Source organism: Lysobacter tyrosinilyticus (assembly GCF_054779815.1).
In genome coordinates, this window is record NZ_BAAGXN010000001.1 from 14,131 (window position 1) to 35,127 (window position 20,997).

At 66.8% G+C, this 20,997-nt stretch carries 17 protein-coding genes; 9 read left to right on the forward strand and 8 right to left on the reverse strand.

All coding sequences use genetic code 11. The annotated features are described in order from the left end of the window. The first annotated feature begins 122 nt into the window (after positions 1-122). The 4 genes from argS (at position 123) to ACYVGK_RS00080 (ending at position 4,293) form a co-directional block, all read left to right on the forward strand. Positions 123-1,811: an arginine--tRNA ligase gene (gene argS, locus ACYVGK_RS00065; RefSeq protein ID WP_460731177.1), complete on the forward strand. Its 1,689-nt coding sequence runs from the start codon at positions 123-125 to the stop codon at positions 1,809-1,811. A gap of 75 nt (positions 1,812-1,886) precedes the next feature. Continuing rightward, on the forward strand, positions 1,887-2,735 hold the full coding sequence (locus ACYVGK_RS00070; RefSeq protein WP_460731178.1) for an SPOR domain-containing protein: 849 nt from the start codon (positions 1,887-1,889) through the stop codon (positions 2,733-2,735). Between the two features lies 1 nt (position 2,736). Beyond that, the gene (locus ACYVGK_RS00075) at positions 2,737-3,513 is read left to right on the forward strand and encodes an SGNH/GDSL hydrolase family protein (protein WP_460731179.1); all 777 of its coding nucleotides are present in this window, start codon (positions 2,737-2,739) and stop codon (positions 3,511-3,513) included. 27 nt (positions 3,514-3,540) lie between these two features. Continuing rightward, positions 3,541-4,293, forward strand: a complete 753-nt coding sequence (locus ACYVGK_RS00080; RefSeq protein WP_460731180.1) for an SDR family NAD(P)-dependent oxidoreductase — start codon at positions 3,541-3,543, stop codon at positions 4,291-4,293. Between the two features lie 160 nt (positions 4,294-4,453). On the opposite strand, the gene speA is transcribed toward ACYVGK_RS00080, so the two are convergent. Continuing rightward, complete coding sequence (gene speA / locus ACYVGK_RS00085) at positions 4,454-6,343, reverse strand: arginine decarboxylase (RefSeq protein WP_460731181.1); 1,890 nt, start codon at positions 6,341-6,343, stop codon at positions 4,454-4,456. 221 nt (positions 6,344-6,564) lie between these two features. On the opposite strand from speA, the gene speE reads away from it, so the two are divergent. Both speE and ACYVGK_RS00095 read left to right on the forward strand, forming a co-directional pair. After that, entirely contained in the window at positions 6,565-7,413 is an 849-nt protein-coding gene (gene speE, locus ACYVGK_RS00090; protein WP_460731182.1) for a polyamine aminopropyltransferase, read from the forward strand. Between the two features lie 129 nt (positions 7,414-7,542). After that, positions 7,543-9,465: a diguanylate cyclase gene (locus ACYVGK_RS00095; protein WP_460731183.1), complete on the forward strand. Its 1,923-nt coding sequence runs from the start codon at positions 7,543-7,545 to the stop codon at positions 9,463-9,465. A gap of 19 nt (positions 9,466-9,484) precedes the next feature. Here the strand turns inward: ACYVGK_RS00095 and ACYVGK_RS00100 are convergent, their stop codons facing one another. After that, on the reverse strand, positions 9,485-9,823 hold the full coding sequence (locus tag ACYVGK_RS00100) for a P-II family nitrogen regulator (protein ID WP_460731184.1): 339 nt from the start codon (positions 9,821-9,823) through the stop codon (positions 9,485-9,487). Between the two features lie 234 nt (positions 9,824-10,057). On the opposite strand from ACYVGK_RS00100, the gene ubiK reads away from it, so the two are divergent. Both ubiK and ACYVGK_RS00110 read left to right on the forward strand, forming a co-directional pair. Beyond that, a complete protein-coding gene (gene ubiK / locus ACYVGK_RS00105; protein ID WP_460731185.1) occupies positions 10,058-10,321 on the forward strand; it encodes a ubiquinone biosynthesis accessory factor UbiK in 264 nt (87 codons plus the stop codon). A gap of 12 nt (positions 10,322-10,333) precedes the next feature. Next, the gene (locus tag ACYVGK_RS00110; protein ID WP_460731186.1) at positions 10,334-11,869 is read left to right on the forward strand and encodes a YifB family Mg chelatase-like AAA ATPase; all 1,536 of its coding nucleotides are present in this window, start codon (positions 10,334-10,336) and stop codon (positions 11,867-11,869) included. A 23-nt stretch (positions 11,870-11,892) separates the two neighbouring features. Here the strand turns inward: ACYVGK_RS00110 and ACYVGK_RS00115 are convergent, their stop codons facing one another. After that, complete coding sequence (locus tag ACYVGK_RS00115) at positions 11,893-12,351, reverse strand: hypothetical protein (RefSeq protein WP_460731187.1); 459 nt, start codon at positions 12,349-12,351, stop codon at positions 11,893-11,895. Positions 12,352-12,434: 83 nt separating this feature from the next. Beyond that, positions 12,435-13,616, reverse strand: a complete 1,182-nt coding sequence (locus ACYVGK_RS00120) for a putative peptide maturation dehydrogenase (protein WP_460731188.1) — start codon at positions 13,614-13,616, stop codon at positions 12,435-12,437. Positions 13,617-13,858: 242 nt separating this feature from the next. Between ACYVGK_RS00120 and ACYVGK_RS00125 the strand changes: the two genes are divergently transcribed. Next, positions 13,859-14,206 (forward strand): NHLP-related RiPP peptide, encoded by a 348-nt coding sequence (locus tag ACYVGK_RS00125; protein WP_460731189.1) that lies wholly within the window; start codon positions 13,859-13,861, stop codon positions 14,204-14,206. A gap of 34 nt (positions 14,207-14,240) precedes the next feature. Here the strand turns inward: ACYVGK_RS00125 and ACYVGK_RS00130 are convergent, their stop codons facing one another. The 4 genes from ACYVGK_RS00130 to aceB all read right to left on the reverse strand — a co-directional run bounded on the left by ACYVGK_RS00130 (position 14,241) and on the right by aceB (position 20,979). Next, a complete protein-coding gene (locus ACYVGK_RS00130) occupies positions 14,241-16,760 on the reverse strand; it encodes a putative peptide modification system cyclase (protein WP_460731190.1) in 2,520 nt (839 codons plus the stop codon). Between the two features lie 16 nt (positions 16,761-16,776). Next, positions 16,777-17,811 (reverse strand): GGDEF domain-containing protein, encoded by a 1,035-nt coding sequence (locus tag ACYVGK_RS00135; protein WP_460732406.1) that lies wholly within the window; start codon positions 17,809-17,811, stop codon positions 16,777-16,779. 186 nt (positions 17,812-17,997) lie between these two features. Further along, complete coding sequence (gene aceA, locus ACYVGK_RS00140) at positions 17,998-19,290, reverse strand: isocitrate lyase (protein WP_460731191.1); 1,293 nt, start codon at positions 19,288-19,290, stop codon at positions 17,998-18,000. 57 nt (positions 19,291-19,347) lie between these two features. After that, a complete protein-coding gene (aceB, locus tag ACYVGK_RS00145; RefSeq protein ID WP_460731192.1) occupies positions 19,348-20,979 on the reverse strand; it encodes a malate synthase A in 1,632 nt (543 codons plus the stop codon). Positions 20,980-20,997: the final 18 nt, after the last annotated feature.

Genomic DNA, 20,997 nt, shown 5'->3' on the forward strand with positions numbered 1-20,997 from the left:
ATCTCCGCAGCGCGGCGCGCGGCGGCGCGTTGGAGTAGGACCGCACGTGGGTATCCCCGCGGCGCGGCTCGCGGCAGCGCTCGCGTACAATGCCCGACCCGTTACACCGCCTGAAAAATCCCGTGAAATCGACTCTCCGCGACCTGGTTGCGGCCGCCATCGACTCCCTGCGCGCCGCCGGCACCCTTCCGGCCGATCTGGCCACGCCCGACTTCGTCATCGAGCGCCCCAAGAGCCGCGCCCAGGGCGACTTCTCCAGCAACGCCGCGATGCTGCTGGCCAAGCCGGCCAAGTCGAACCCGCGCGCGATCGCGCAGGCCCTGGTCGATGCGCTACCCGCGAACGATGCGATCGCCAAGGTCGAAATCGCCGGGCCGGGCTTCATCAACTTCTTCGTCGCCGAAAGCGCGTGGCGCGCGCAAATCGGCGAAGTCCTGACGCAGGGCGCCCGCTACGGCCGTAACGCGTCCGGCCAGGGCCACACCGCCGGAGTTGAATACGTTTCCGCCAACCCGACCGGTCCGCTGCATGTCGGCCACGGCCGCGCCGCGGTGATCGGCGACTGCATCGCGCGCGTGCTCGATGCGAACGGCTGGAGCGTCAAGCGCGAGTTCTACTACAACGACGCCGGCGCGCAGATCAACAACCTCGCCATCTCCGTGCAGGCACGCGCGCAGGGCAAGGGCCCGGATGACGCCGGCTGGCCGGAAGACGGCTATCGCGGCGATTACATCAAGGACGTCGCCGCCGCCTACCTGCGCGGCGACAGCGTCGAAGTCGACGGCCATGTCGTCACCGGCGCGAAGGATGCCGCCGATCTCGACGCGATCCGCCAGTTCGCCGTGGCTTACCTGCGCCGCGAACAGAACGGCGATCTCGCCGCCTACGGCGTGGGCTTCGACGTGTACTTCCTCGAAAGCTCGCTCTACACCGACGGAAAGGTCGAGGAAACCGTGCGCGAACTCGTCGCGCACGGCCACACCTACGAGGAAGGCGGCGCGCTGTGGCTGCGCACCACCGATTTCGGTGACGACAAGGACCGCGTGATGCGCAAGTCCGACGGCACCTTCACCTACTTCCTGCCGGACGTCGCCTATCACCGCAGCAAGTGGCTGCGCGGCTACGAGCGCGCGATCACCGAGCTGGGCGCGGATCATCACGGCTCGCTCAACCGCGTGCTCGCCGGCCTGCAGGCACTGGACTGCGGCATCCCCAAGGGTTGGCCGGAGTACGTGCTGCACCAGATGGTCACGGTGATGCGCGGTGGCGAGGAAGTGAAGCTCTCCAAGCGCGCCGGCAGCTACGTCACCCTGCGCGACCTGATCGATGAAGTCGGCCGCGACGCGACGCGCTGGTTCCTGATCGCGCGCAAGCCCGATTCGCAACTCACCTTCGACATCGACTTCGCGCGTTCGCAGTCGCTCGACAACCCGGTGTACTACGTGCAGGTCTCGCACGCGCGCATGTACGGCCTGACCCGGCAGCTCAAGGAGCGTGGCCTTTCGTTCGACCAGGCCAACGGCCTGGCGCAACCGCTCGACGTCGACGACGACAGCGCGCGCGAACTGATCGCCACGCTGCTGCGCTACCCCGACGTGGTCGAACTGGCCGGCCGCGATCTCGAGCCGCACCAGATCGCCGTCTACCTGCTGGAACTCGCGCAGACGTTCCAGACGTACTACAACGACCACCAGTTCCTGGTCGACGACGCCAACCTGCGCGACGCACGCCTGGTGTTGGCGCTCGCGACGCGACAAGTGCTGGCCAATGGCCTGGAGCTGCTGGGCGTGAGCGCGCCCGAAGTGATGTGACCGTCGCGCGGTAACGCGCCACGGCGCAGTGTTTGAACGAAATCGCAGGGCGGCACCGCCCCAAGGCAGAACGAAGTGGCAGCAAAGCGTGGCAAGTCGCAGGCAAAGCGCAGTGGTGGCGGTGGCGGCAACAGTATTCCCGGCTGGGCCTGGCTGGTGCTCGGGGTGCTGCTGGCGATGGTGGTGATGATCGTGGCGCCGAAGTACCTCAAGTCCAGCGGCGACGGCTTCTTCCGTCCGCAGCCGAATCCCGACGCGCAGCCGGCACCGGTCGCGGAAGACGAGGACGCGGTGGCGCCCGAGGGCGACGCGCCCGCACCGAAACACGCGAAGGGCAAGGACGGCGGCAAAGCGGACGGTGAGGAATACGACTTCTACACCCTGCTGCCGGGCAAGGAAGTCCCGTTGAGCGATGCCGAAATCGCTGCGACCGAGAAGGCCGAGGCGCAGCGCGAAGCGGCACGCAAGAAGCAGGCACAGACGCCGGCGCAAACCGCGACAAATACTTCGCCAAATACTTCGGCCAGCGCCGATGGCGCAAAGCCGGCATCCAACCCGTTGCCGAAACCGGTGGACGAAGCCGAAGCCGCGACGCCAACCGCTGCGCAAACCAAACCGGCGCCCGCGCCGTCCACATCCAAGCCCACCACCGCACCCGCGACGAACGCCGCAACCGCGGTCGTCGACGACAACACCCGCTATCTGCTGCAGGCTGGCGCGTTCCAGGCATCCGGCCAGGCGGAGGAATTGAAGGCGAAGATAGCCCTGCTCGGCCTCGGCGCGCGCGTGGAAGCTGCCGACATCAAGGGCAACACGGTTTACCGGGTGCGCATGGGCCCCTACGGCACCGCCAGCGATCTCGCCGAGGCCAAGCGCAAGCTGTCCGCCGGCGGTTTGTCGGCGATGGCGATCAAGGTGAAGTGAGATGCGCCACGCGATCGGCCGTTGCCTGTTGCTGGTCGCCCTGCTCCTGTCGCATGACGCCTTCGCGGCCAAGCCGCTGCACGTGCTGTTCGTCGGCAATAGCCTGACCTACTACAACGATCTGCCGACCACGTTTTCCACGCTGTACCGCGCCACCGAGCCGGGCACGAAGGTCGAGACGGAAATGCTCGCGCAAGGCGGCGGCAAGCTGCGCGAGCGCCTCAAGGGCGGCCAGCTCGCGGCGCTGCTGACGCGGCAACGCTTCGATGTCGTGGTGCTGCAGGAACTGGGGGGCTGGCCCGATTGTCCGGCCGAATTTCCCGGTTGCACCGATGCGCCGCAGGCGCTGCGCGAGGCAGTCAATCTGGTCCGCGCCAATGGTGCGCGTGCCGTGTGGTTCTCGACCTGGCAGGCGCTACCTGCCGCGCAACAATCGTTGAGCCGGCAGAGCACGACGCTCGCCCGTGACATCGGTGTCGACATCGTCGATGTGGGCGCCGCCATGCAGCGCGTACCCAATGGTCGTCGCCTGCCTCTGCTGCGTCAGGACGGGCACCCTTCCCCGATAGGCACCTGGCTGACCGCCGCCGCACTGGTGCAGGCGATCAGCACACAGCCCCTGCCCGCCAAGACGCCGCCGCAGAGCTGCGGTACCGCCTGGCAGGAAACAAACCTGAAGGCCACCGCGCCGGCGTCCGCGCAACGTCGCGGCAAGCGCGAATGCCATGCCATCACGAACGCGCAATGGCGGCTGCTGCGCGCGGCCGCACTGCACTAGTACGCAATGCCTGATCCGGGACACGACATGACCAAGACTGCACTCATCACTGGCGCCACTTCCGGCTTCGGCGCCGCCGCCGCCCGTCGCTTCGTCGCCGCAGGTTGGCGCGTGATCGCGACCGGCCGTCGCGCGGATCGGTTGCAGGCCCTGGTGGACGACCTCGGCGCCGCACAGGTGCATGCCGCCGCATTCGACGTGTGCGATGCCGATGCCATGAACGCCTCGATGGATGCGTTGCCGGAAGCGTTTCGCGACATCGACCTGCTGGTGAATAACGCGGGCCTCGCCCAGGGCACCTTGCCGGCGCAGAGCGCGCGCCTGGACGACTGGCAGCGCATGATCGACACCAACATCACCGCGCTGGTGACGCTGACCCGGCGCGTGCTGCCCGCGCTGATCGAACGGCGCGGCGCGATCATCAACATCAGCTCGACCGCGGCGAACTACCCGTACACCGGCGGCAATGTGTACGGCGGCACAAAGGCCTTCGTCAGTCAGTTCTCGCTCGGTCTGCGCAGCGACCTGCACGGCACCGGTGTGCGCGTGACGACGCTGGAGCCGGGCATGGCCGAAACCGAGTTCACCCTGGTGCGCACGCATGGCGATCACGCCGCGTCGGACGCGCTATACAAGGGCGCGAATCCGATGACGGCGCAGGACATCGCCGACACGATCTACTGGGTCGCGACGCTGCCGCCGCATCTCAACATCAACCGGTTGGAAATGATGCCGGTGAGTCAGTCGTTTGCGGGGTTCCAGGTGGCGCGGGACGCGTAACGTCCCCTCACCCTGCGTCGCTACGCGACGCGGTCCCTCTCCCCGCAAGCGGGGCGAGGGGTGCATGCAACGGGTCGAGACTGCTTTTCTTTTCCCTTCTCCCCGCACAGCGGGGAGAAGGTGCCCGAAGGGCGGATGAGGGGCAGCTTTTGCCGTTGCCTTACGCCAACGGCTCGTCGCTCAAATACGTATATGCGGTAAGCCCCGCTTCCAATGCCGCATCCAGACGCGCCGCCTCGTCATTGGCCAGGTGCGCCGCCGCCACCTTGTCGCGATAGGCCTGGCGCAGGTCGGCGAGCTTGTAACCGACGTAGTCGAGCATCACGTCCGCGGTATCGCCGCGACGCTGCTGGCTCATCGCATAGCCGTCGCCGTCGATGTGCACTTCCACCGCGTCGGTGTCGCCGAACAGGTTGTGGATGTCGCCGAGGATTTCCTGGTACGCACCGACCAGGAAGAAACCAAGCCGGTACGACTCGCCATGCTTCATCTCGTGCAGCGGCAGCGAGCTGTCCAGGCCTTCGGTCTCGACATAGGTGTCGATCATGCCGTCGGAGTCGCAGGTCATGTCGGCGATCACGCCGCGCCGGGTCGGCGCTTCGTTCAAGCGTTCGATCGGCGCGATCGGGAATACCTGGTCGATCGCCCACACGTCCGGCATCGATTCGAACACGCTGAAGTTGACGAAATACTTGTCGACCAGGCGGTCGTTGAGCTCGTCGAGCAGATCGCGGTGACTCTTCTCGTCGTAGCTCAGTCGCGCGCGGACCGCATGCGCGATCGCATAGAACAGGTCGTCGATGCGGGCGCGATGGGTCAGGTCGATCTGGCCGAGCGCGTACAGCGACAGGCCTTCGCTGTGGTGGTGCTGCGCCTCATGGAACAGCTCGACGGCCGGACGCAAATCAATTTCGGCGTGGATCTCGCGCAGGTGGCGGATCACTGCCGGTTCGTCGTCGTGCTCGTCGGGCACGCGGCCTTCCGGCGCCTGCTCGACCTCGGACACATTCGCGATCAACACTGCGTGGTGCGCGGTCATCGCGCGGCCGCACTCAGTGATCACGCGCGGCGGTGCGAGGCCATATTCCTCGCAGGCTTCGGCCAGCGGCTGCACGATGCTGGAGGCGTACTGGTTCACGCCATAGTTGATCGAGCAGTAGCTGCGCGAACGCGTGCCTTCGTAGTCGATGCCCAGGCCGCCGCCGACATCCATATAGCGCACCTTGGCGCCGAGCACGGACAGTTCGACGAAGTAACGCGTCGCCTCGCGCATGCCGTTGGCGATGTCACGGACGTTGGAGATCTGCGAACCCATGTGGAAATGCAGCAGGCCCAGGCAATCTTCCAGCCCGGCGTCGCGCAGCTCCTTCCACAGGTCCAGCACCTGGCGCGGCGAGAGGCCGAACTTGGCCTTGTCGCCGCCGCTGTTCTGCCACTTGCCGGCGCCGAGCGAAGCCAGGCGCATGCGCACGCCCAGACCCGGCTTCACACCCAGCGCGCGCGCCTCCTCGATGATCAGCGGCAGCTCGGACGGCTTCTCGACCACGATGAAGGTCTCGAGCCCCAGCTTGCGGCCGATCAGGGCGAGGCGGATGTACTCGCGGTCCTTGTAACCGTTGCAGACGATCAGCCCGCCCGGGCGCGACAGCGCCAGCACCGCCATCAGCTCCGGCTTGCTGCCGGCCTCCAGGCCGAAGCCTTCGCCGTGGTGCGAAGCCAGCGTGCCGGCCACGCCGGCGTGCTGGTTGACCTTGATCGGATAGACCGCGGTATAGCCGCCGCTGTACTCCCAGTCGGTCATCGCCTGGGCGAAGGCGCCCTGCAGCTTGCGCAGGCGGTCGCCGAGGATGTCGGGGAAGCGCACCAGCAGGGGCAGCTTGGCGCCCTGCGCCTTGGCCCGGTCGACCACCTCCGGCAATGCGATCTTCGGTCCCTGCTCGCCACGCGGCGCCACGGTGATCCGGCCGGCGGCATCCACATCGAAATAGCCTTCGGCCCAGTGGGGGATGGAGTAGGTCTTGCGGGCTTGGTCGAGCGACCAGGCGGTCATCGGCATGCTTCCTGTAGCTAAGAGGTTGTGAACAGGCGCGCATTGTAGGGCCGCCCGCGGGTGATCCACAGTGCGGACACGGTGCGGGCCGCGCGCGCGGCTGGGACGGCCGGGCTATCGCGTTTTTTGGAGCGCCTGGTACGGCCCCGCGTCCACCACCGGCCGCCCCCCCATTCGCTACAATCCGCGCCCCCACGCAATAGCAACTCAGGAGCACCCCGATGACCGCCCCCACCTGGCACTACGAAAACTTCGAGCGCGCCGGCTCGGCCATCGGCTACCGCATCACCAAGAAGCTGGACGAGGTGCAGTCGCCGTTCCAGTTCATCGAGATCTACGAGTCGACCGACTGGGGCAACCTGATGCTCATCGACGGCGCGATGATGCTGACCACGCGCGACAACTTCCTCTATCACGAGATGATGTCGCACCCAGCGCTGTTCACCCATGCCAATCCGAAGCACGTCGTGATCATCGGCGGCGGCGACTGCGGCACCCTGCGCGAAGTGCTCAAGCACCCGGGCGTCGAGAAGGCCGTGCAGTGCGACATCGACGAGCAGGTCACGCGCATGGCCGAGAAGTGGTTCCCGGAGCTGTGCGATTCCAACAACGATCCGCGCGCCGAGCTGCTGTTCGACGACGGCATCGCCTACATGGCCAACTGCGCCCCGGGCAGCGTCGACATCGTGATCGTCGACTCCACCGACCCCGTCGGTCCGGCCGAGGGCCTGTTCAACAAGGCCTTCTATGAATCCTGCTTCCGCGCCCTGAAGGACGACGGCATCCTGGTCCAGCAGTCAGAATCGCCGCTGGTCCTGCTCGACCTGATCCAGGAAATGCGCGGCGAGATGGGCAAGGCCGGCTTCACCACCTTCAAGACCCTGCCGTTCCCGCAGCCGTGCTACCCGACCGGCTGGTGGTCCTGCACGCTGGCCCGCAAGGCCGGTGGCTTCGAATTCCGCGCGACCGACGCCCGCGCCAAGCTGTTCGACACCAAGTACTACAGCGCCGACATCCACACCGGCGCGCTGGTCTCCCCGCCCTTCGTTGCCGCCGCACTGGGCGAATAAGCGATTCAGGGTTCTGACTGACGGACGGCGCCGGAACAGCGCCGTGCGTCTCAGGCCGGTGCAAGGGCCTGTGTTACGTTGCCTTCCGGATGGCGCTACTGCCGTCTGCGCTCGATCCGGGGGGATGTCTTGCGCACATTGCGGTTCACCGTACTGCTGGCCGTGCTCGGCTGGTGCGTCACTGCGGACGTGCCGGCGCAGGCGGTTGCACCCGCGGCGCCGGACCTGTCCCGGTTCGGCGCGGAACCGGATGCCACCCAGTTCGACAGCCTGATCGAACAAGTCGAACGCGGTGACCTGGTCGTATCCGGCCCCCAGCAGGTCCGCGAAGTCGTCCGCCACCTCGACACCCTGCGCCCACGCGGCGATCCCGCCCGCGAATTGCGCCTGCGCGGCTTCCGCTGCGATTACGACGATCTCGGCCAGCCCGCGGCCGGGCTCGCCTTCGCCCGCACCGGCCTGGCCGATGCGATGCGGCTGGGCGATGTCGGCGAACAGATCCGCTTCGGCCTGTGCGAAGCCAATTACATCGATGGCTCCGGCCAGACCTCGCAGTCGGCGGCCACGGTCGACAAGGCGCTGGAACTGGCCCGCAAGCACAAGGACCCGCGACTGCTGGCCCAGGCCCTGGCCCATCGCGGCAGCCTGCGTTCGCTGCTGGGACAGCAGGCGGCGGCACTCAACGATTTTCTCGAGGCCCAGCGCGTCTACACGGCCGCCGGCTTGCGTAACGAGGCGGAAGCCGGCCTGGGCGACATCGCCGCCGCGTACCGGCGCATGGGCGACCACGCCAAGGCACTGGAATACCTGCGTCAGAGCGTGGCGTTCGCCGAGCGCCAGGGCGATCCCGGCCTGCTGACCGTGGCGCTGATGCAGACCGCGTTCCTGCACGAGGACCTGGGCCGCCACGACGAGGCGCTGCAGGTCCTGAGCCGCGCCATCGACACGGCGGCCGCGCATGGCCTGGAATACGACGTCGCCGCGGCGCACCTGGCCTCGGCGTCGGCGCTGGTGCAGAAGGGGGATTTCAGCGGCGCCGAGACCGCGCTGGCCACCTCGCGCATCGGGTTCGAACGCGTCGGCGACCGTTCCAACGAAGCGATGCTGCAATTGCTCGAAGGCCGCGTGCTCGCCGGCCGCGGCGACGACCAGCAGGCACTGGAACATTACGATCGCGCAGCGCGCGCCTTCGAAGCCGACCCCAACTTGCGCTACCAGGTCGACCTGTACGCGGCACGCGCGCTCAGTCACGAGGCGCTCGGCGACTACCGCGCGGCGATGGACGACCTCAAGCTGGAACGCACCGGTCGGCGCAAGCTCAACGACGACGCGCGCACCCAGCAGTCGCTGTTGCTGCAGTACCAGTTCGATACCGCCCGCCGCGACCTGGAAAACACGCGCCTGCAGAGCGAGCGCCGCAGCCAGCAGCAGCGACTGAAGGCGATCGAACGCGCCAACCGCTGGCAGCTCGCCGCCCTGATCAGCACCGGCTTGCTGCTGTTGCTGCTGGGCGGACTGTTCCTGCGCCAGCTGCGCAGCATGCGTCGCATCAATCGCCTGGCCCTGACCGACTCGCTGACCGGCGTCGCCAACCGCCGCCATGTCGAAGTCGCGGCCGAACAGGCGCTGGATAACGCGCGCAGCAACGACGCGCCGCTGGCCGTGCTCACCTTCGATCTCGACTGGTTCAAGCGCATCAACGATGGCCACGGCCACGCGCGCGGCGACCAGGTGCTGGTGCGCGTGGCGCGCGCCTGCGAGGCCGTGCTGCGCCAGAACGATCTGCTCGGCCGCATGGGCGGCGAGGAATTCATCGTGCTGCTGCCGAACACGTCGTCCGACGCCGCGTTGCTGGTGGCCGAACGCCTGCGCGACAGCGTACACCGGCTCGATCTGTCGGATATCGCACAGGACCTGTGCGTCACCATCAGCCTGGGCCTGGCGATGCTGCGACCGCAGGACGACGGCGTGCACGACGTCATCGATCGCGCCGATGCGGCGCTGTACCGGGCCAAGGAAGCCGGACGCAATCGCGTGGCGATCGAGGCCTGAGCCTCGACGCCGCTATGCGTTAGAGGGCGTCGCCGTCCATTTCGCCAGTGCGGATGCGCACCACGCGGTCCAGGTCCCAAACGAAGATCTTGCCGTCGCCGATCTTGCCGGTGCCTGCGGCCTTCATGATCGCCTCGACCACGGTGTCGACCTGCTCGTCAGTGACCGCGACTTCCAGCTTGATCTTGGGCAGGAAGTCGACGACATATTCGGCGCCGCGATACAGCTCGGTGTGCCCCTTCTGGCGGCCGAACCCCTTGACCTCGGTGGCGGTGATGCCGGCGACACCGGCTTCCGCCAGCGCTTCGCGCACATCGTCGAGCTTGAACGGCTTGATCACCGCCATGACCATCTTCATTGCATTGCCTCCGGTTCTGCGCGGGAGGATACGGTGCATGACGATGCAGGGCGAGCGGGCTGCGTTCGATGCCGCATCGGAGCGACGGAACGCGACCCGCCCCCGGATCAAGTTCGGGGCAGGCCCTACAATGGTGGGCCATCGGATTATTCCTACCGCGCACCACGGCCTTGCCCGACTGCGCCGTCACGGCACCCGCCCCAAGCTGGGGCCATCGCCGGAGGAGCCAAGCAAATGATCGACCTCAACCATCTCGACGACCTTGCCCGCCGCCTCAGCGCGCTGGTGCCGCCCGGCCTCCGTGAAGGCCGCGACGAGCTGCAGCAGAACTTCAAGTCGGTGCTGCAGTCCGGCCTGTCCCGGCTCGACCTGGTGACCCGCGAGGAATTCGAGGTGCAGCGCGCGGTGCTGTTGCGCACCCGCGAAAAACTCGAAGAGCTGCAGCGCACCGTCGCCGAGCTGGAAGCGCAGCTGGGCCCGCACAACCCCCGCCACTAAGCGGGCATCCCCATGAACCTGGCACTCGTGCACAGCCGTGCGCGAACGGGCGTGCGCGCGCCCGAGGTTCGCGTCGAAGTCCATCTGGCCGGCGGCTTGCCGCGCTTCTCGCTGGTGGGTTTGCCGGAAGCCGCGGTGCGCGAGTCCCGAGACCGCGTTCGCGCGGCGATCAGTTGCGCGCAGTTCGAATTTCCGTCGCGGGTGATCACGGTGAATCTCGCGCCTGCCGACCTGCCGAAAGATGGCGGCCGCTTCGACCTCCCGATCGCGCTGGGCATCCTCGCGGCCAGCGGACAGATCCCGCTGGAGCCGCTGCGCGAATACGAATTCCTTGGCGAGCTGGGACTGACCGGTGAACTGCGTGCGGTCGACGGCGCTTTGCCTGCGGCCCTCGCGGCGGTGCAGGCCGGACGCAAACTGATCGTTCCGGAGGGGAATGGCGTCGAAGCCGCGTTGGCGCGCGACGTCGAAGTCCGCACTGCGCGCACGCTGCTGGAAGTGTGCGGCGCGCTTAGCGGACGCAAGACCCTGCCGGTTGCCATCGCCCCGACAGCGCAGCGCAACGACCTGCCCGATCTTGCCGACGTCCGCGGCCAGACGCAGGCGCGGCGTGCGCTCGAGATCGCCGCGGCGGGCAATCACCATCTGCTCTTCGTCGGCCCGCCGGGCTGCGGCAAGACCCTGCTCGCTTCACGCCTGGCCGGCGTCCTGCCCGAGGCCAGCGAGGCCGAAGCGCTGGAATCGGCGGCGATCGCTTCGATCAGCGGGCGCGGACTGGATCCGGCGCGCTGGCGTGCGCGCCCCTATCGCGCGCCGCACCACACCACCAGCGCGGTCGCGCTCGTCGGCGGTGGCGCGCAACCGCGCCCCGGCGAGATTTCGTTGGCGCACAACGGGGTGCTTTTTCTCGACGAATTGCCTGAGTGGAGCCGGCAGTCGCTGGAAGTGCTGCGCGAGCCGCTCGAATCCGGCGTGGTGACCATCTCGCGTGCCGCGCGGCAGAGCGAGTTCCCCGCGCGCTTCCAGCTGGTCGCGGCGATGAACCCCTGCCCCTGCGGCTGGGCCGGCGATCCTTCCGGCCGCTGTCGCTGCAGCGCCGATGCGATCCAGCGCTATCGCGGGCGGATCTCCGGGCCGCTGCTGGAGCGGATCGACCTGCACGTCGAGGTGCCACGGCTGCCACTGACCGAACTGCGCAGTGACGCACCGCCGGGCGAAGCCAGCGCCAGCGTGCGTGCGCGGGTGGAAGCGGCGCGCATGCGCCAGCAGCAGCGCAGCGGCAGGATCAACGCGCAGCTCACGCAAGGCGAAACCGCTGCGCATTGCCGCCTCGGTGCTTCGGAACAGGCGCTATTGGAGCGTGCCGCCGAAGCCCTGCGCCTGTCCGCGCGTTCCGTCCACCGGATCCTGCGGGTCGCGCGGACCATCGCCGATCTCGACGCCAGCGCCGATATCACGGCGCCGCACCTTGGCGAGGCGATTGGCTATCGCCTCGAACGAGGGCCCGCATCGCATTGCGATCGCTCATCGCGCGACACGGGGCGTTGAAGGATCGGACGAAGTCGCCCGGGTTACATGCAGCCCGGAGCGGAGCACGAGCGCAGCGTCTTCTGCGTTTCGTCGCGCTCCTGGTCCTGCGCCATCCGGGTCCTGCAAACCCTCGTGGGACGGTTGCTGCCAGTCTTGCGAACGACCTCGCAAACCAGCTGTTCGCTTTTTGCATTCTTGACCACCACATCGATCGCCTCGAGCGCGCTGAACAGCTCGATGCGCTGCGCTTCGGTCAACTCATCCGAACTCTGCTTGCCTTCCAACAGACGGAACACGACGTCCTGCTTCGCCAGCAAATCGTTGCGTGCGGCTTCGTCCATGTCCTTGTAGCGGCCCTTGCGCGCGGTCGCGTCAGCGCGAATGCCCTGCTGCTGGGCCAGCGCCGCGTCGGCACGGATGACCGTGTTGGTGTCCATGGCCATTGCGGTGCTGCTGCCAGCCAGCGCAATGAACAGCGCAAGGAGAACTCCGTTTCGCATGTGTCGCATCTCGTGTGGGGGTTGCGGAAGCTAACGGGCCGCGCGCATTTGGGCCAGTGCCGCAGTCCTGACGCGGGACGCGCTCAGGTCCAGACGCTGCATAGCGGATCAAGCTCCGCCGTCACCATCTCCTCGCCCCGCCAGCCGAACCCGCACACCGCCAGTACGCCCTGGCTGATGTGATCGAGACCGAACGCTCGTTCCAGCTCTTTCTCGTTGATGGCGCCGGTGATGAAGGCGCCCAGCCCAGCCTCGGTCGCGGCCAGGTACAGGGTCTGCGACAAATGGCCGGCCTCAAGCGCCACCACGCGATAGCCCTTGGCGTGATTGCGGTACTTCCAGAAGGTCCGGTCGAAGCGCGGCGCCAGCACCACCGCGACATGGGCATCGGCAAACCAGTGCTGCTGCGCGACCATGTCCTGCAGGAACTGACGCAACCCACCACCGGACCAATCGCACCCTTCGGGCACCGCCAGCGGTTCCAGCGCGTGATCGATCGCGTGGTAGTGGTACAGGCCGGGCGCGACTCCCTCGACGTGCTGCACGATCAGGTAGCACTCCATCGGGTGCAGCCCGCCACCGGAGGGAACGTTCTTCTTCAGGATCACGGTGTCTTCGGTGACCTGGACCTGCGCCTGCGCGGCGAACACGCGCTGCAGCAACTGCGCAAGCAGCTCGAACGACAGCGCGCGTGCGGCATCGAAGTTACGGCAGGTGGCGCGACGGGCCAACAGTTGGTCGAAGTCATTCGCGACGGCGCGCGGCAACTTGAGCTGCATGGTGACCTCGGCGCGGCGCGCGGCCTCAACGGGTGGAGCGCCGAGCACCTCACGCATTTCGATGGCCGTCCCGGTGCCGCTGTCCTTCATGTTCTGCACGGTATCGACGTCTTGCCAGCGAGTGAAGGCGTGCAAGGCCGCGGCGAGCGGATGCCAATGCACGGAACGCAAGGCGTCATCGCGCTGCCGCCAATGCGCGTGCTCAGGCGCATCGCTGATCAACAGGCCCTCGACCAGCAGCGATTGCAGCGCGGCGGCGGAGTGCGGCGGTAATGCCGAGGCATCGATCCATTGGCTCGGGCTGACGGCGCCGAGCAGTTCGCGCTCGGCCGCGTCGATCTCGATCTCCTCGCCGCGATGCGGTGCCAGGGCAAGCCAGCACAGGTCGCGACGCAGGCCCGCGCTTCCCGCCATCAGCAGCTCTAGGTCGAAACCGACTTCCTCGCGTGGTTCAAGAAATACGGCGGCACAGCGGCGAACTTGCATTCCCTACTCCGGATCGGGTGAAGCGTCTGCTGCCTGCGAGGGCATGGCCTGCTGGGCCCCGAGCATTCTCCACCAAGCCGCCATAACGCAAGCCGTGATGCGGAATGCGCGGCGTGCATCCGCAATGCGCGGGCCGATGCAGGCTTCAAGTGCGGTGCGCACGGCTCATCACCGTTGTCCCGCCACCCCCTCCGGGTTAGATTCATTCGCGCCCGCCACGGGCCCACACAGGGGATGGGGAAATGGCAAAGCAGAAATCCGCTCCGCTCGATCCGAAAGTTGCAGACAAGCTGCTGGATCTGCTCAGCACCGACAATGCATTTCGGCGATTGTTCAAGAAGGATCCGCAGGCTGCCTTGGCTCAAGCGGGTCATCCGGAAGCAAAGGCTGCTCTTGCCGCGCAGCGCAAGGGTTCACCGCTGCCCGAATCGGCGGCACTGGCGACCGCTGCTTGTTGCCGGGTGCATCGAATTGCGCCGAAAGCCGACATCCTGAAAGCACGCGCCGAACTCAGGGCGATGCTGCTTGCAGGCCTGGGCCAAACGCCCCCGATGCTGGACGCAAGCGTTTCCGCCCGTTCGGGCAAGTAATTGAAACTACGGCCGAAGTAGCCTTGTATCGAGGCTACTTCGGCACGCGATCCAGGCGCGAAGAGGCTGCATCGCTGCTCGCCACGTTGAGCGCCTGCACGACCTGATAGCCGATCAGCTCGGCGTACGCCTGCCCTCGCCGTTGCGCGAGCCACTTGGCCTGCTCGTTTACGCAAGCGGTGCGTTGCGCCGCCAGGCAGGCCTCCAACAGGGCTTGTCGCGTCTGGAACAATTCGTGTCCATTGAGCAGCCCTCTCAATTGCTCGACGGCCTGCTCCGGTCTACCCGACAGTCGCATGTCATTCGCTCGCACCACCGCCGCCAATTCGGACAGTTCCGGCGAAGCCATGAGCGGGTTGCCTTGCAGTTCCGCCAGCCTCTGATTGGCGAGGGTCCGCTCGCCCAACTGCTGGGACAGCAGCGAAGTCGAAAGAGCCAGCCCGACAACGTCGACCGACTCGGCCAGGCTGACAGACTTGAGGGCCGCGGGTATTTCATCAGCGACATTGCGCACTGCCGTGCGCGCTTCATCCTGTCTACCCGCAGCGTTTTCAATCACAGCCAGAGTGAGGGTCGCCACCATGCGCTTTGATCCAGGCTCGTCTCCGCCCAGACGGACGGCCCTGAGCGCCGATTCACGCGCCTTTTCGACATTGCCTTGATCCAGCAGAACAACGGCTCTTTGAATCCAGACACGCGCCGTGTTCTGCGGCATCTTTTTCAACGCGGTTTGCGCTGCTTCGAAACGCCTGGTCGCCGCGGCTACTTGTGCAACCTGCTCGGCGCTGTCGCGACTGCCGTGCGCGACGGCCTTATCGAACGAATCGGCGGCGCCCTTGTAATCTTCGCTACCAAGCTGCGCTCGGCCCAGCCATTCGTATCCCTTCCCGGCCAGATCGTGTCGCGGATCGGTCGTATGCCGCGCGTAGTCCACGGCTTCTGGGAAACGGTTCAAACGAATCAGCCGCAGCGCCGTGTTTCCGAAGGCAGGCATGAAATCCGGATAGAGGTTCGTCAATAGGCGCCACTTCTCGAAGGCGTCAACGGGCGATTCGAACTCGGCCCCCCATCCGTCCAGATAGAGCGCCTCTCTCGGCGCCAGCCTGCTGCGCAATGCCCTCGCGCGCTCCAATGCGGGTCTTGCGGAGTTGGCATCGAACGCCGCATACCGCGACTTCGCCTGGCCGACCCAGGCGAGGGCAAACTGAGGATCCTGCGTTGTAGCCTGCTCATACAGCTTCAGCGCATTGGCGTAGTCGGTTTCTCCATACGCCTTCTGCCCCAACGCATACGCACGCAATGCATCCAGGTTCGTCGTCGTCACCTGCGGCAACGGCACCGAATCCTTCTCGATCGACTTCACCGCCTCGCCGAGTTTGCCGCGCAGTGCCGCGGTGACATCGTCGATCGAATCCAGCGCGGAATCGACGCCTCTGCCTTCAGCGGATTCCGCGTACACCGTGGTCTGCGTGTGCGGATCGATCACCTCAGCGCTCACGCGCACGCGGCCGCCGACTTCCGCCACCGTCGGCAGGATCACCGCGCGGGCGCCGTCGCGCAGCGCGATTTCCGAAGCGACGGCGCGATCGAGCACGGTGTCGGCCGGGCGCTGCATGCGTTGCAGGGTGTCACGCGCCTTCAGGTCGCTGAGCACGTTGACGTAGCGCGACTGCTCGAGGCTGATGCGGAAGGCTTGCTCGAGCGAGTCGTCGAGCGCGCTTTGCCCGGTCAGGTTGCGCAGGTCGCCGACCACCACCCAGTCGCGCTGGGCGAAGGCGATCGCGGGCTCGGGGCGGGTCACTAACCACACGGCGAGCACGCCAACCGCCAAGACCGCGACTTCGGCAGCGAGCGCGGCCGGACGCCGCCACACCGGAATGTCGCGCCACGCCTTGGGCGTACTCGACGGTGCGCGTAGCGGGGCGAGGTCGGGTTCGCCGACTTCGAAGATTTCCTGCACTTCTGGCACGCCCTTGAAGCGCCAGCGCCCCCACGATTTCCAGGCCAGGTGCTGGCCGCGTTCGCCCAGTTCGCGCGCAGCGCGGTGGGCGAGCGGTTCGGCCACGGCGGACAGCAGGATCTGGCCCGGGCGCGCCATCGCCATCAAGCGCGCCGCCATCGGCTTGGCGAGGCCTTCGACTTCCAGCGGCTTGGCGCCCACGCTCACCGCTTCGGCACTGTTGCGCCAGGTCAATACTTCACCGACGTGCAAGCCGGCGCGCGCGCGCAACTCCAGATCGCGCTCTGCACCGAGTGCGAGCAGGCCGCGCATGTAGTCCAGCGCGAAGCCGAGGCCGTCGATGGGCCGCTCGAACAACAGCAGCAAGCCGTCGGAACGATCGATCAGGCGTCCGCGCCACTGCTGCTGCAGTTGCAGCACCAGACGGTCGTGAGCACGGAAAAGGTCGCTGGCGGGTCCGTCGCCGAGGCGTTCGATCAGGCCGGTGGAGTCGACGAGATCGGTCAGCAGCAACGTGCGCAGTTGCGGTGCGTTGGCGGACGGGCGCGGTGCCGGTTCGGGCGTCGGTTCGAACGTGTGTACCGCGGTATCCATACGCATTCAGTCCATTTCAAACGGTCGCGTAAGCATCGTCCTGCCATTCCACGCGATTGCCGCCCAGTCGCTTCGCACGATACAGCGCCGCATCGGCCTGGGCGTACCAGTCGTTCCAGTCACGCTCGCCGTCGATCAGGCAAGCCCCCACGCTGACGGTGCAGACCAGCGGCGCTTCTCCGGGTTCGGCATGGCGCGGTACTTGCAGTAGGCCGCGCGTGGTCGACAGGATGAAGTCGGCAAAACCGAGCGCGGCCTCGCGGCTGTCTGCGCTTACCAGCAGGCAGAACTCGTCGCCACCGAGGCGACAAGCGATGTCGCTTTCGCTCAACACCGAGCGCAGGATGCTGGCGACGCTTTGCAGCACGCGATCGCCGACCAGATGGCCGTGCTCGTCGTTGACCTCTTTGAAGCGATCGCAATCGACCAGCACCAGGCCCATGCCCTTGAGCGTGCCGTTGCGGCGGCGCTCGCTGAGGTATTGTGCGAGGCCACGACGATTGTGCAGGCCGGTGAGCTCGTCGGTGCGGATCAGCTCTTCGGTCTGGTTGAGCTGGTGCGCGGTGGCGCGCAGCGAATCCAGCGCCGACTGCAGGTCCTGGTTGCGACGACGAAGACGGCGGATCAGGCTCTGTTCGTTGAGCACCACGCGCATGATCGCGCGGCGCAGGAAGTGCGAGACCAGCCCCGGGTTGCGATCGACCAGACGCTGGAATTCCTCGTGACGCAATTCGATCAACTCGCCATCGCCAGCCGCGACGGCATCGGCGCTGCGCGCGTGATCGCCGATCAGCAGACCCAGTTCACCGAAGAATTCGCGTGGACCCAGGCGCTTGGAAATCAGGTCTTCGCCGAAGTCGAGATCGATCGCACCATCGGCGATCACATACATCGTGGTGCCGAGATCGCCGCGGCGGAACAAGGTCTCGCCGGCATAGCAACGGCGCGGGCGGCCGACTTCGGCGAACAGCGCGTATTCCTCCAGCGTCAGCGCAGCCGTCGCCGCATCGGTGCCGCCTGCGGACGAACCGGTGGTCTGCAGCTTCTGCATCGCGGCCCTACGCTTCATCCACACGCTTCCGCCCCGCTCAAGGATTCAGGATAACACCTGATCCTGCACGTCTACGCGGGTGGAAACCCCCGGAATTCGGGGGTTCCGATGGCTCCGGATCGGGGCCGTCCCACCCCGACACACGATGCGGCCGGCGCCATGGGCCGGTGCCGGCCGCACGCCTGATCAGGCGGCCTTCTGTTCGTGGAACTGCTCCTCCTCGGTCGAGCCCTTCAGTGCGACGGTCGAGGACTGGCCGTTCTGGATCACCTGGGTGACCGCATCGAAGTAGCCGGTGCCGACTTCGCGCTGATGCTTGACCGCGGTGAAGCCGCGCTCGGCGGCGGCGAACTCGGCTTCCTGCAACTCGACGAAGGCGCTCATCTGTCGGCGCGCGTAGCCGTGCGCGAGATTGAACATGCCGTAGTTGAGGCTGTGGAAGCCGGCCAGGGTGATGAACTGGAACTTGTAACCGTAGGTCGCCAGCTCCTTCTGGAACTTCGCGATCGTCGCGTCGTCGAGGTTCTTCTTCCAGTTGAAGCTGGGCGAGCAGTTGTAGGCGAGCAGCTTGCCCGGGTACTTCGCATGAATTGCCTCGGCGAACTTGCGTGCGAACTCGAGGTCGGGCTTGCCGGTTTCGCACCACACCAGATCGGCGTACGGCGCATACGCCAGGCCACGCGATATCGCCTGATCCAGACCGTTCTTCGTCTTGTAGAAACCTTCGACGGTGCGCTCCCCGGTGGCGAACGGCTGGTCGTTGGCGTCGATGTCGGACGTAAGCAGATCGGCGGCTTCCGCATCGGTGCGCGCGACGATCAGCGTCGGCACGCCCATGACGTCGGCGGCGAGGCGCGCGGCGACCAGCTTCTCGACCGCTTCGCGCGTGGGCACCAGCACCTTGCCGCCCATGTGGCCGCACTTCTTCACCGAGGCAAGCTGGTCTTCGAAATGCACGCCGGCCGCGCCGGCTTCGATCATGCCCTTCATCAGTTCGAACGCGTTGAGCACGCCGCCGAAGCCGGCTTCCGCGTCGGCCACGATCGGCTGCAGGAAGTCGACATCGCCGCCGCCTTCCGCGCACTGGATCTGGTCGGCGCGCAGCAGGGTGTTGTTGATGCGACGCACGACCTGCGGCACCGAGTTGGCGGGGTACAGCGACTGGTCCGGATACATCTCGCCGGCGACGTTGGCGTCGGCCGCGACCTGCCAGCCCGAGAGATAGATCGCCTTGAGACCGGCCTTCACTTGCTGCATCGCCTGGTTGCCGGTCATCGCGCCGAGCGCATTGACGAAGTCCTCGCGATGCAGCGAGTTCCACAGCTTCTCCGCGCCCAGCCGCGCGATCGAATGCTCGACCGGCACGGTGCCGCGCAGACGCACCACGTCTTCGGCGCTGTAGGGGCGGGTGACACCGGCCCAGCGCGGATTGGTCTGCCAGTCGTGGCGAAGTTGATCGGCGGAAGCTTGCTTGTTCATGGCGTTACCCTCGATGGTTCTGTGCGTGAGCGCGGTGGTGGGGTTGCTTGCGATGGATCAGTCGAGCCGCGCGTAAGCGGGCAGGGTCAAAAACTCTTCGAGCGTGTCGGCGTGGGTGAGTCGATCGAGCATTCCGATCGCCTCGTTGATGCGGCTGCCGCCGGGCAGCTTGCTGCGGTCGCCGAGCTTCATCGGCAGATTGATCAGGGCGCGCTCGAACAGCGCGAGATCGAGTTCGCTGCCGTCGTCCAGGTGCAGGCCATCGGTGTGCAGCCACTGCCATAGCTGGGTGCGCGCGATCTCGGCGGTCGCGGCGTCTTCCATCAGCCAGTGGATCGGCACGCAGCCGTTGCCGTCGAGCCATGCGGCGAGATAGCGCACGCATACTTCAACGTTGTTCTCGAAGCCGGCGCGGGTGATCGAACCGATGCTTGGCTTGATCAGGTCGTCGCGGGTGACGATGACTTCCTCGCGGCGCACGCCGTGCTGGTTTGCGCCCGGCATGCGCTCGTCGAAGATCTGCTTCGCCAGCGGAATCAGCGCCGGATGCGCGACCCAAGTGCCGTCGTGGCCGGCGGTGACTTCGCGCAGCTTGTCGGCGCGCACCTTCGCCAGCGCCGCTTCATTGGCTGCGTCGTCGCCACTGATCGGAATCTGCGCGGCCATGCCGCCCATCGCGTGCGCGCCGCGCTTGTGGCAGGTCTGGATTAGCAGTTCCGAATACGCGCGCAGGAAAGGCTGGGTCATCGTCACCTGACCGCGCTCGGGCAGCACCTTGTCGCGGTGCTTGCGGAAGCTCTTGATGTAGGAGAAGACGTAGTCCCAGCGCCCGCAGTTGAGACCGACGATGCGATCGCGCAGGACGTAGAGGATCTCGTCCATCTCGAACACCGCGGGCAGCGTTTCGATCAACACGGTGACCTTGAGCTGGCCGGCGGGCAGCTTGAGCTTGGCTTCGATGTGCGCGAGCACGTCGTTCCAGAGCCGCGCCTCTTCCATCGACTGCAGCTTGGGCAGGTAGAAATAAGGTCCGCGATCCTTCGCGGCGAGCACGTCCGAGTTGTGGAAGGCGAACAGACCAAGGTCGAACAGCGACGCCGACAATCTCTCGCCATCGACCAATACGTGCTTCTCGTCGAGATGCCAGCCGCGCGGGCGCACCAGCAGCACGGCCTGCTCCGCGTACGGCTTCAGCGTGTAGTGCTTACCCCGCGCACCGTTGGCGCCCGGCGCGGAGAATTCGAGCGCGCCGGCGACGGCGTCCTTGAGCGCGCGCTGGCCGGCGAGCAGGTTGGCCCAGGTCGGGGCGGTCGAATCCTCGAAGTCGGCCATGTAGCAGTTCGCGCCGGAGTTGAGCGCGTTGATCACCATCTTCGGATCGGTGGGGCCGGTGATCTCGACGCGGCGGTCACGCAGCGCGGCCGGCAGCGGGGCGACGCGCCAGTCGCCGGCGCGGATCGCGGCGGTATCGGCGCGGAAGTCGGGCAGGCCGCCGGCGTCGAAGAACGCCTGGCGGTCGCGGCGGGCGGCGAGACAGGCCTGCCGGGTGGACTCGAAGCAGCGGTGCAGGCCGGCGAGGAAGGCCTGGGCGGCGGGGGTCAGCAGCGACCCGTTCTCGGCATGCGCGGCGAGCAGCTCCACGCCCCTTGGCTGCGACCCGAAATCCCGCGATTCCAACACTGCCGACATCGTTCGTTCCTCACTGTG

What these genes read in the sequence shown, in the direction of transcription:
- aceB (WP_460731192.1), bottom strand. Translation starts at nt 20,979, where the DNA reads ATGTCGGCAGTGTTGGAATCGCGGGATTTCGGGTCGCAGCCAAGGGGC.
- ACYVGK_RS00075 (WP_460731179.1), top strand. Translation starts at nt 2,737, where the DNA reads ATGCGCCACGCGATCGGCCGTTGCCTGTTGCTGGTCGCCCTGCTCCTG.
- ubiK (WP_460731185.1), top strand. Translation starts at nt 10,058, where the DNA reads ATGATCGACCTCAACCATCTCGACGACCTTGCCCGCCGCCTCAGCGCG.
- ACYVGK_RS00130 (WP_460731190.1), bottom strand. Translation starts at nt 16,760, where the DNA reads ATGGATACCGCGGTACACACGTTCGAACCGACGCCCGAACCGGCACCG.
- ACYVGK_RS00080 (WP_460731180.1), top strand. Translation starts at nt 3,541, where the DNA reads ATGACCAAGACTGCACTCATCACTGGCGCCACTTCCGGCTTCGGCGCC.
- aceA (WP_460731191.1), bottom strand. Translation starts at nt 19,290, where the DNA reads ATGAACAAGCAAGCTTCCGCCGATCAACTTCGCCACGACTGGCAGACC.
- ACYVGK_RS00135 (WP_460732406.1), bottom strand. Translation starts at nt 17,811, where the DNA reads ATGCAGAAGCTGCAGACCACCGGTTCGTCCGCAGGCGGCACCGATGCG.
- speE (WP_460731182.1), top strand. Translation starts at nt 6,565, where the DNA reads ATGACCGCCCCCACCTGGCACTACGAAAACTTCGAGCGCGCCGGCTCG.
- ACYVGK_RS00100 (WP_460731184.1), bottom strand. Translation starts at nt 9,823, where the DNA reads ATGAAGATGGTCATGGCGGTGATCAAGCCGTTCAAGCTCGACGATGTG.
- speA (WP_460731181.1), bottom strand. Translation starts at nt 6,343, where the DNA reads ATGACCGCCTGGTCGCTCGACCAAGCCCGCAAGACCTACTCCATCCCC.
- ACYVGK_RS00125 (WP_460731189.1), top strand. Translation starts at nt 13,859, where the DNA reads ATGGCAAAGCAGAAATCCGCTCCGCTCGATCCGAAAGTTGCAGACAAG.
- ACYVGK_RS00115 (WP_460731187.1), bottom strand. Translation starts at nt 12,351, where the DNA reads ATGCGAAACGGAGTTCTCCTTGCGCTGTTCATTGCGCTGGCTGGCAGC.
- ACYVGK_RS00120 (WP_460731188.1), bottom strand. Translation starts at nt 13,616, where the DNA reads ATGCAAGTTCGCCGCTGTGCCGCCGTATTTCTTGAACCACGCGAGGAA.
- ACYVGK_RS00110 (WP_460731186.1), top strand. Translation starts at nt 10,334, where the DNA reads ATGAACCTGGCACTCGTGCACAGCCGTGCGCGAACGGGCGTGCGCGCG.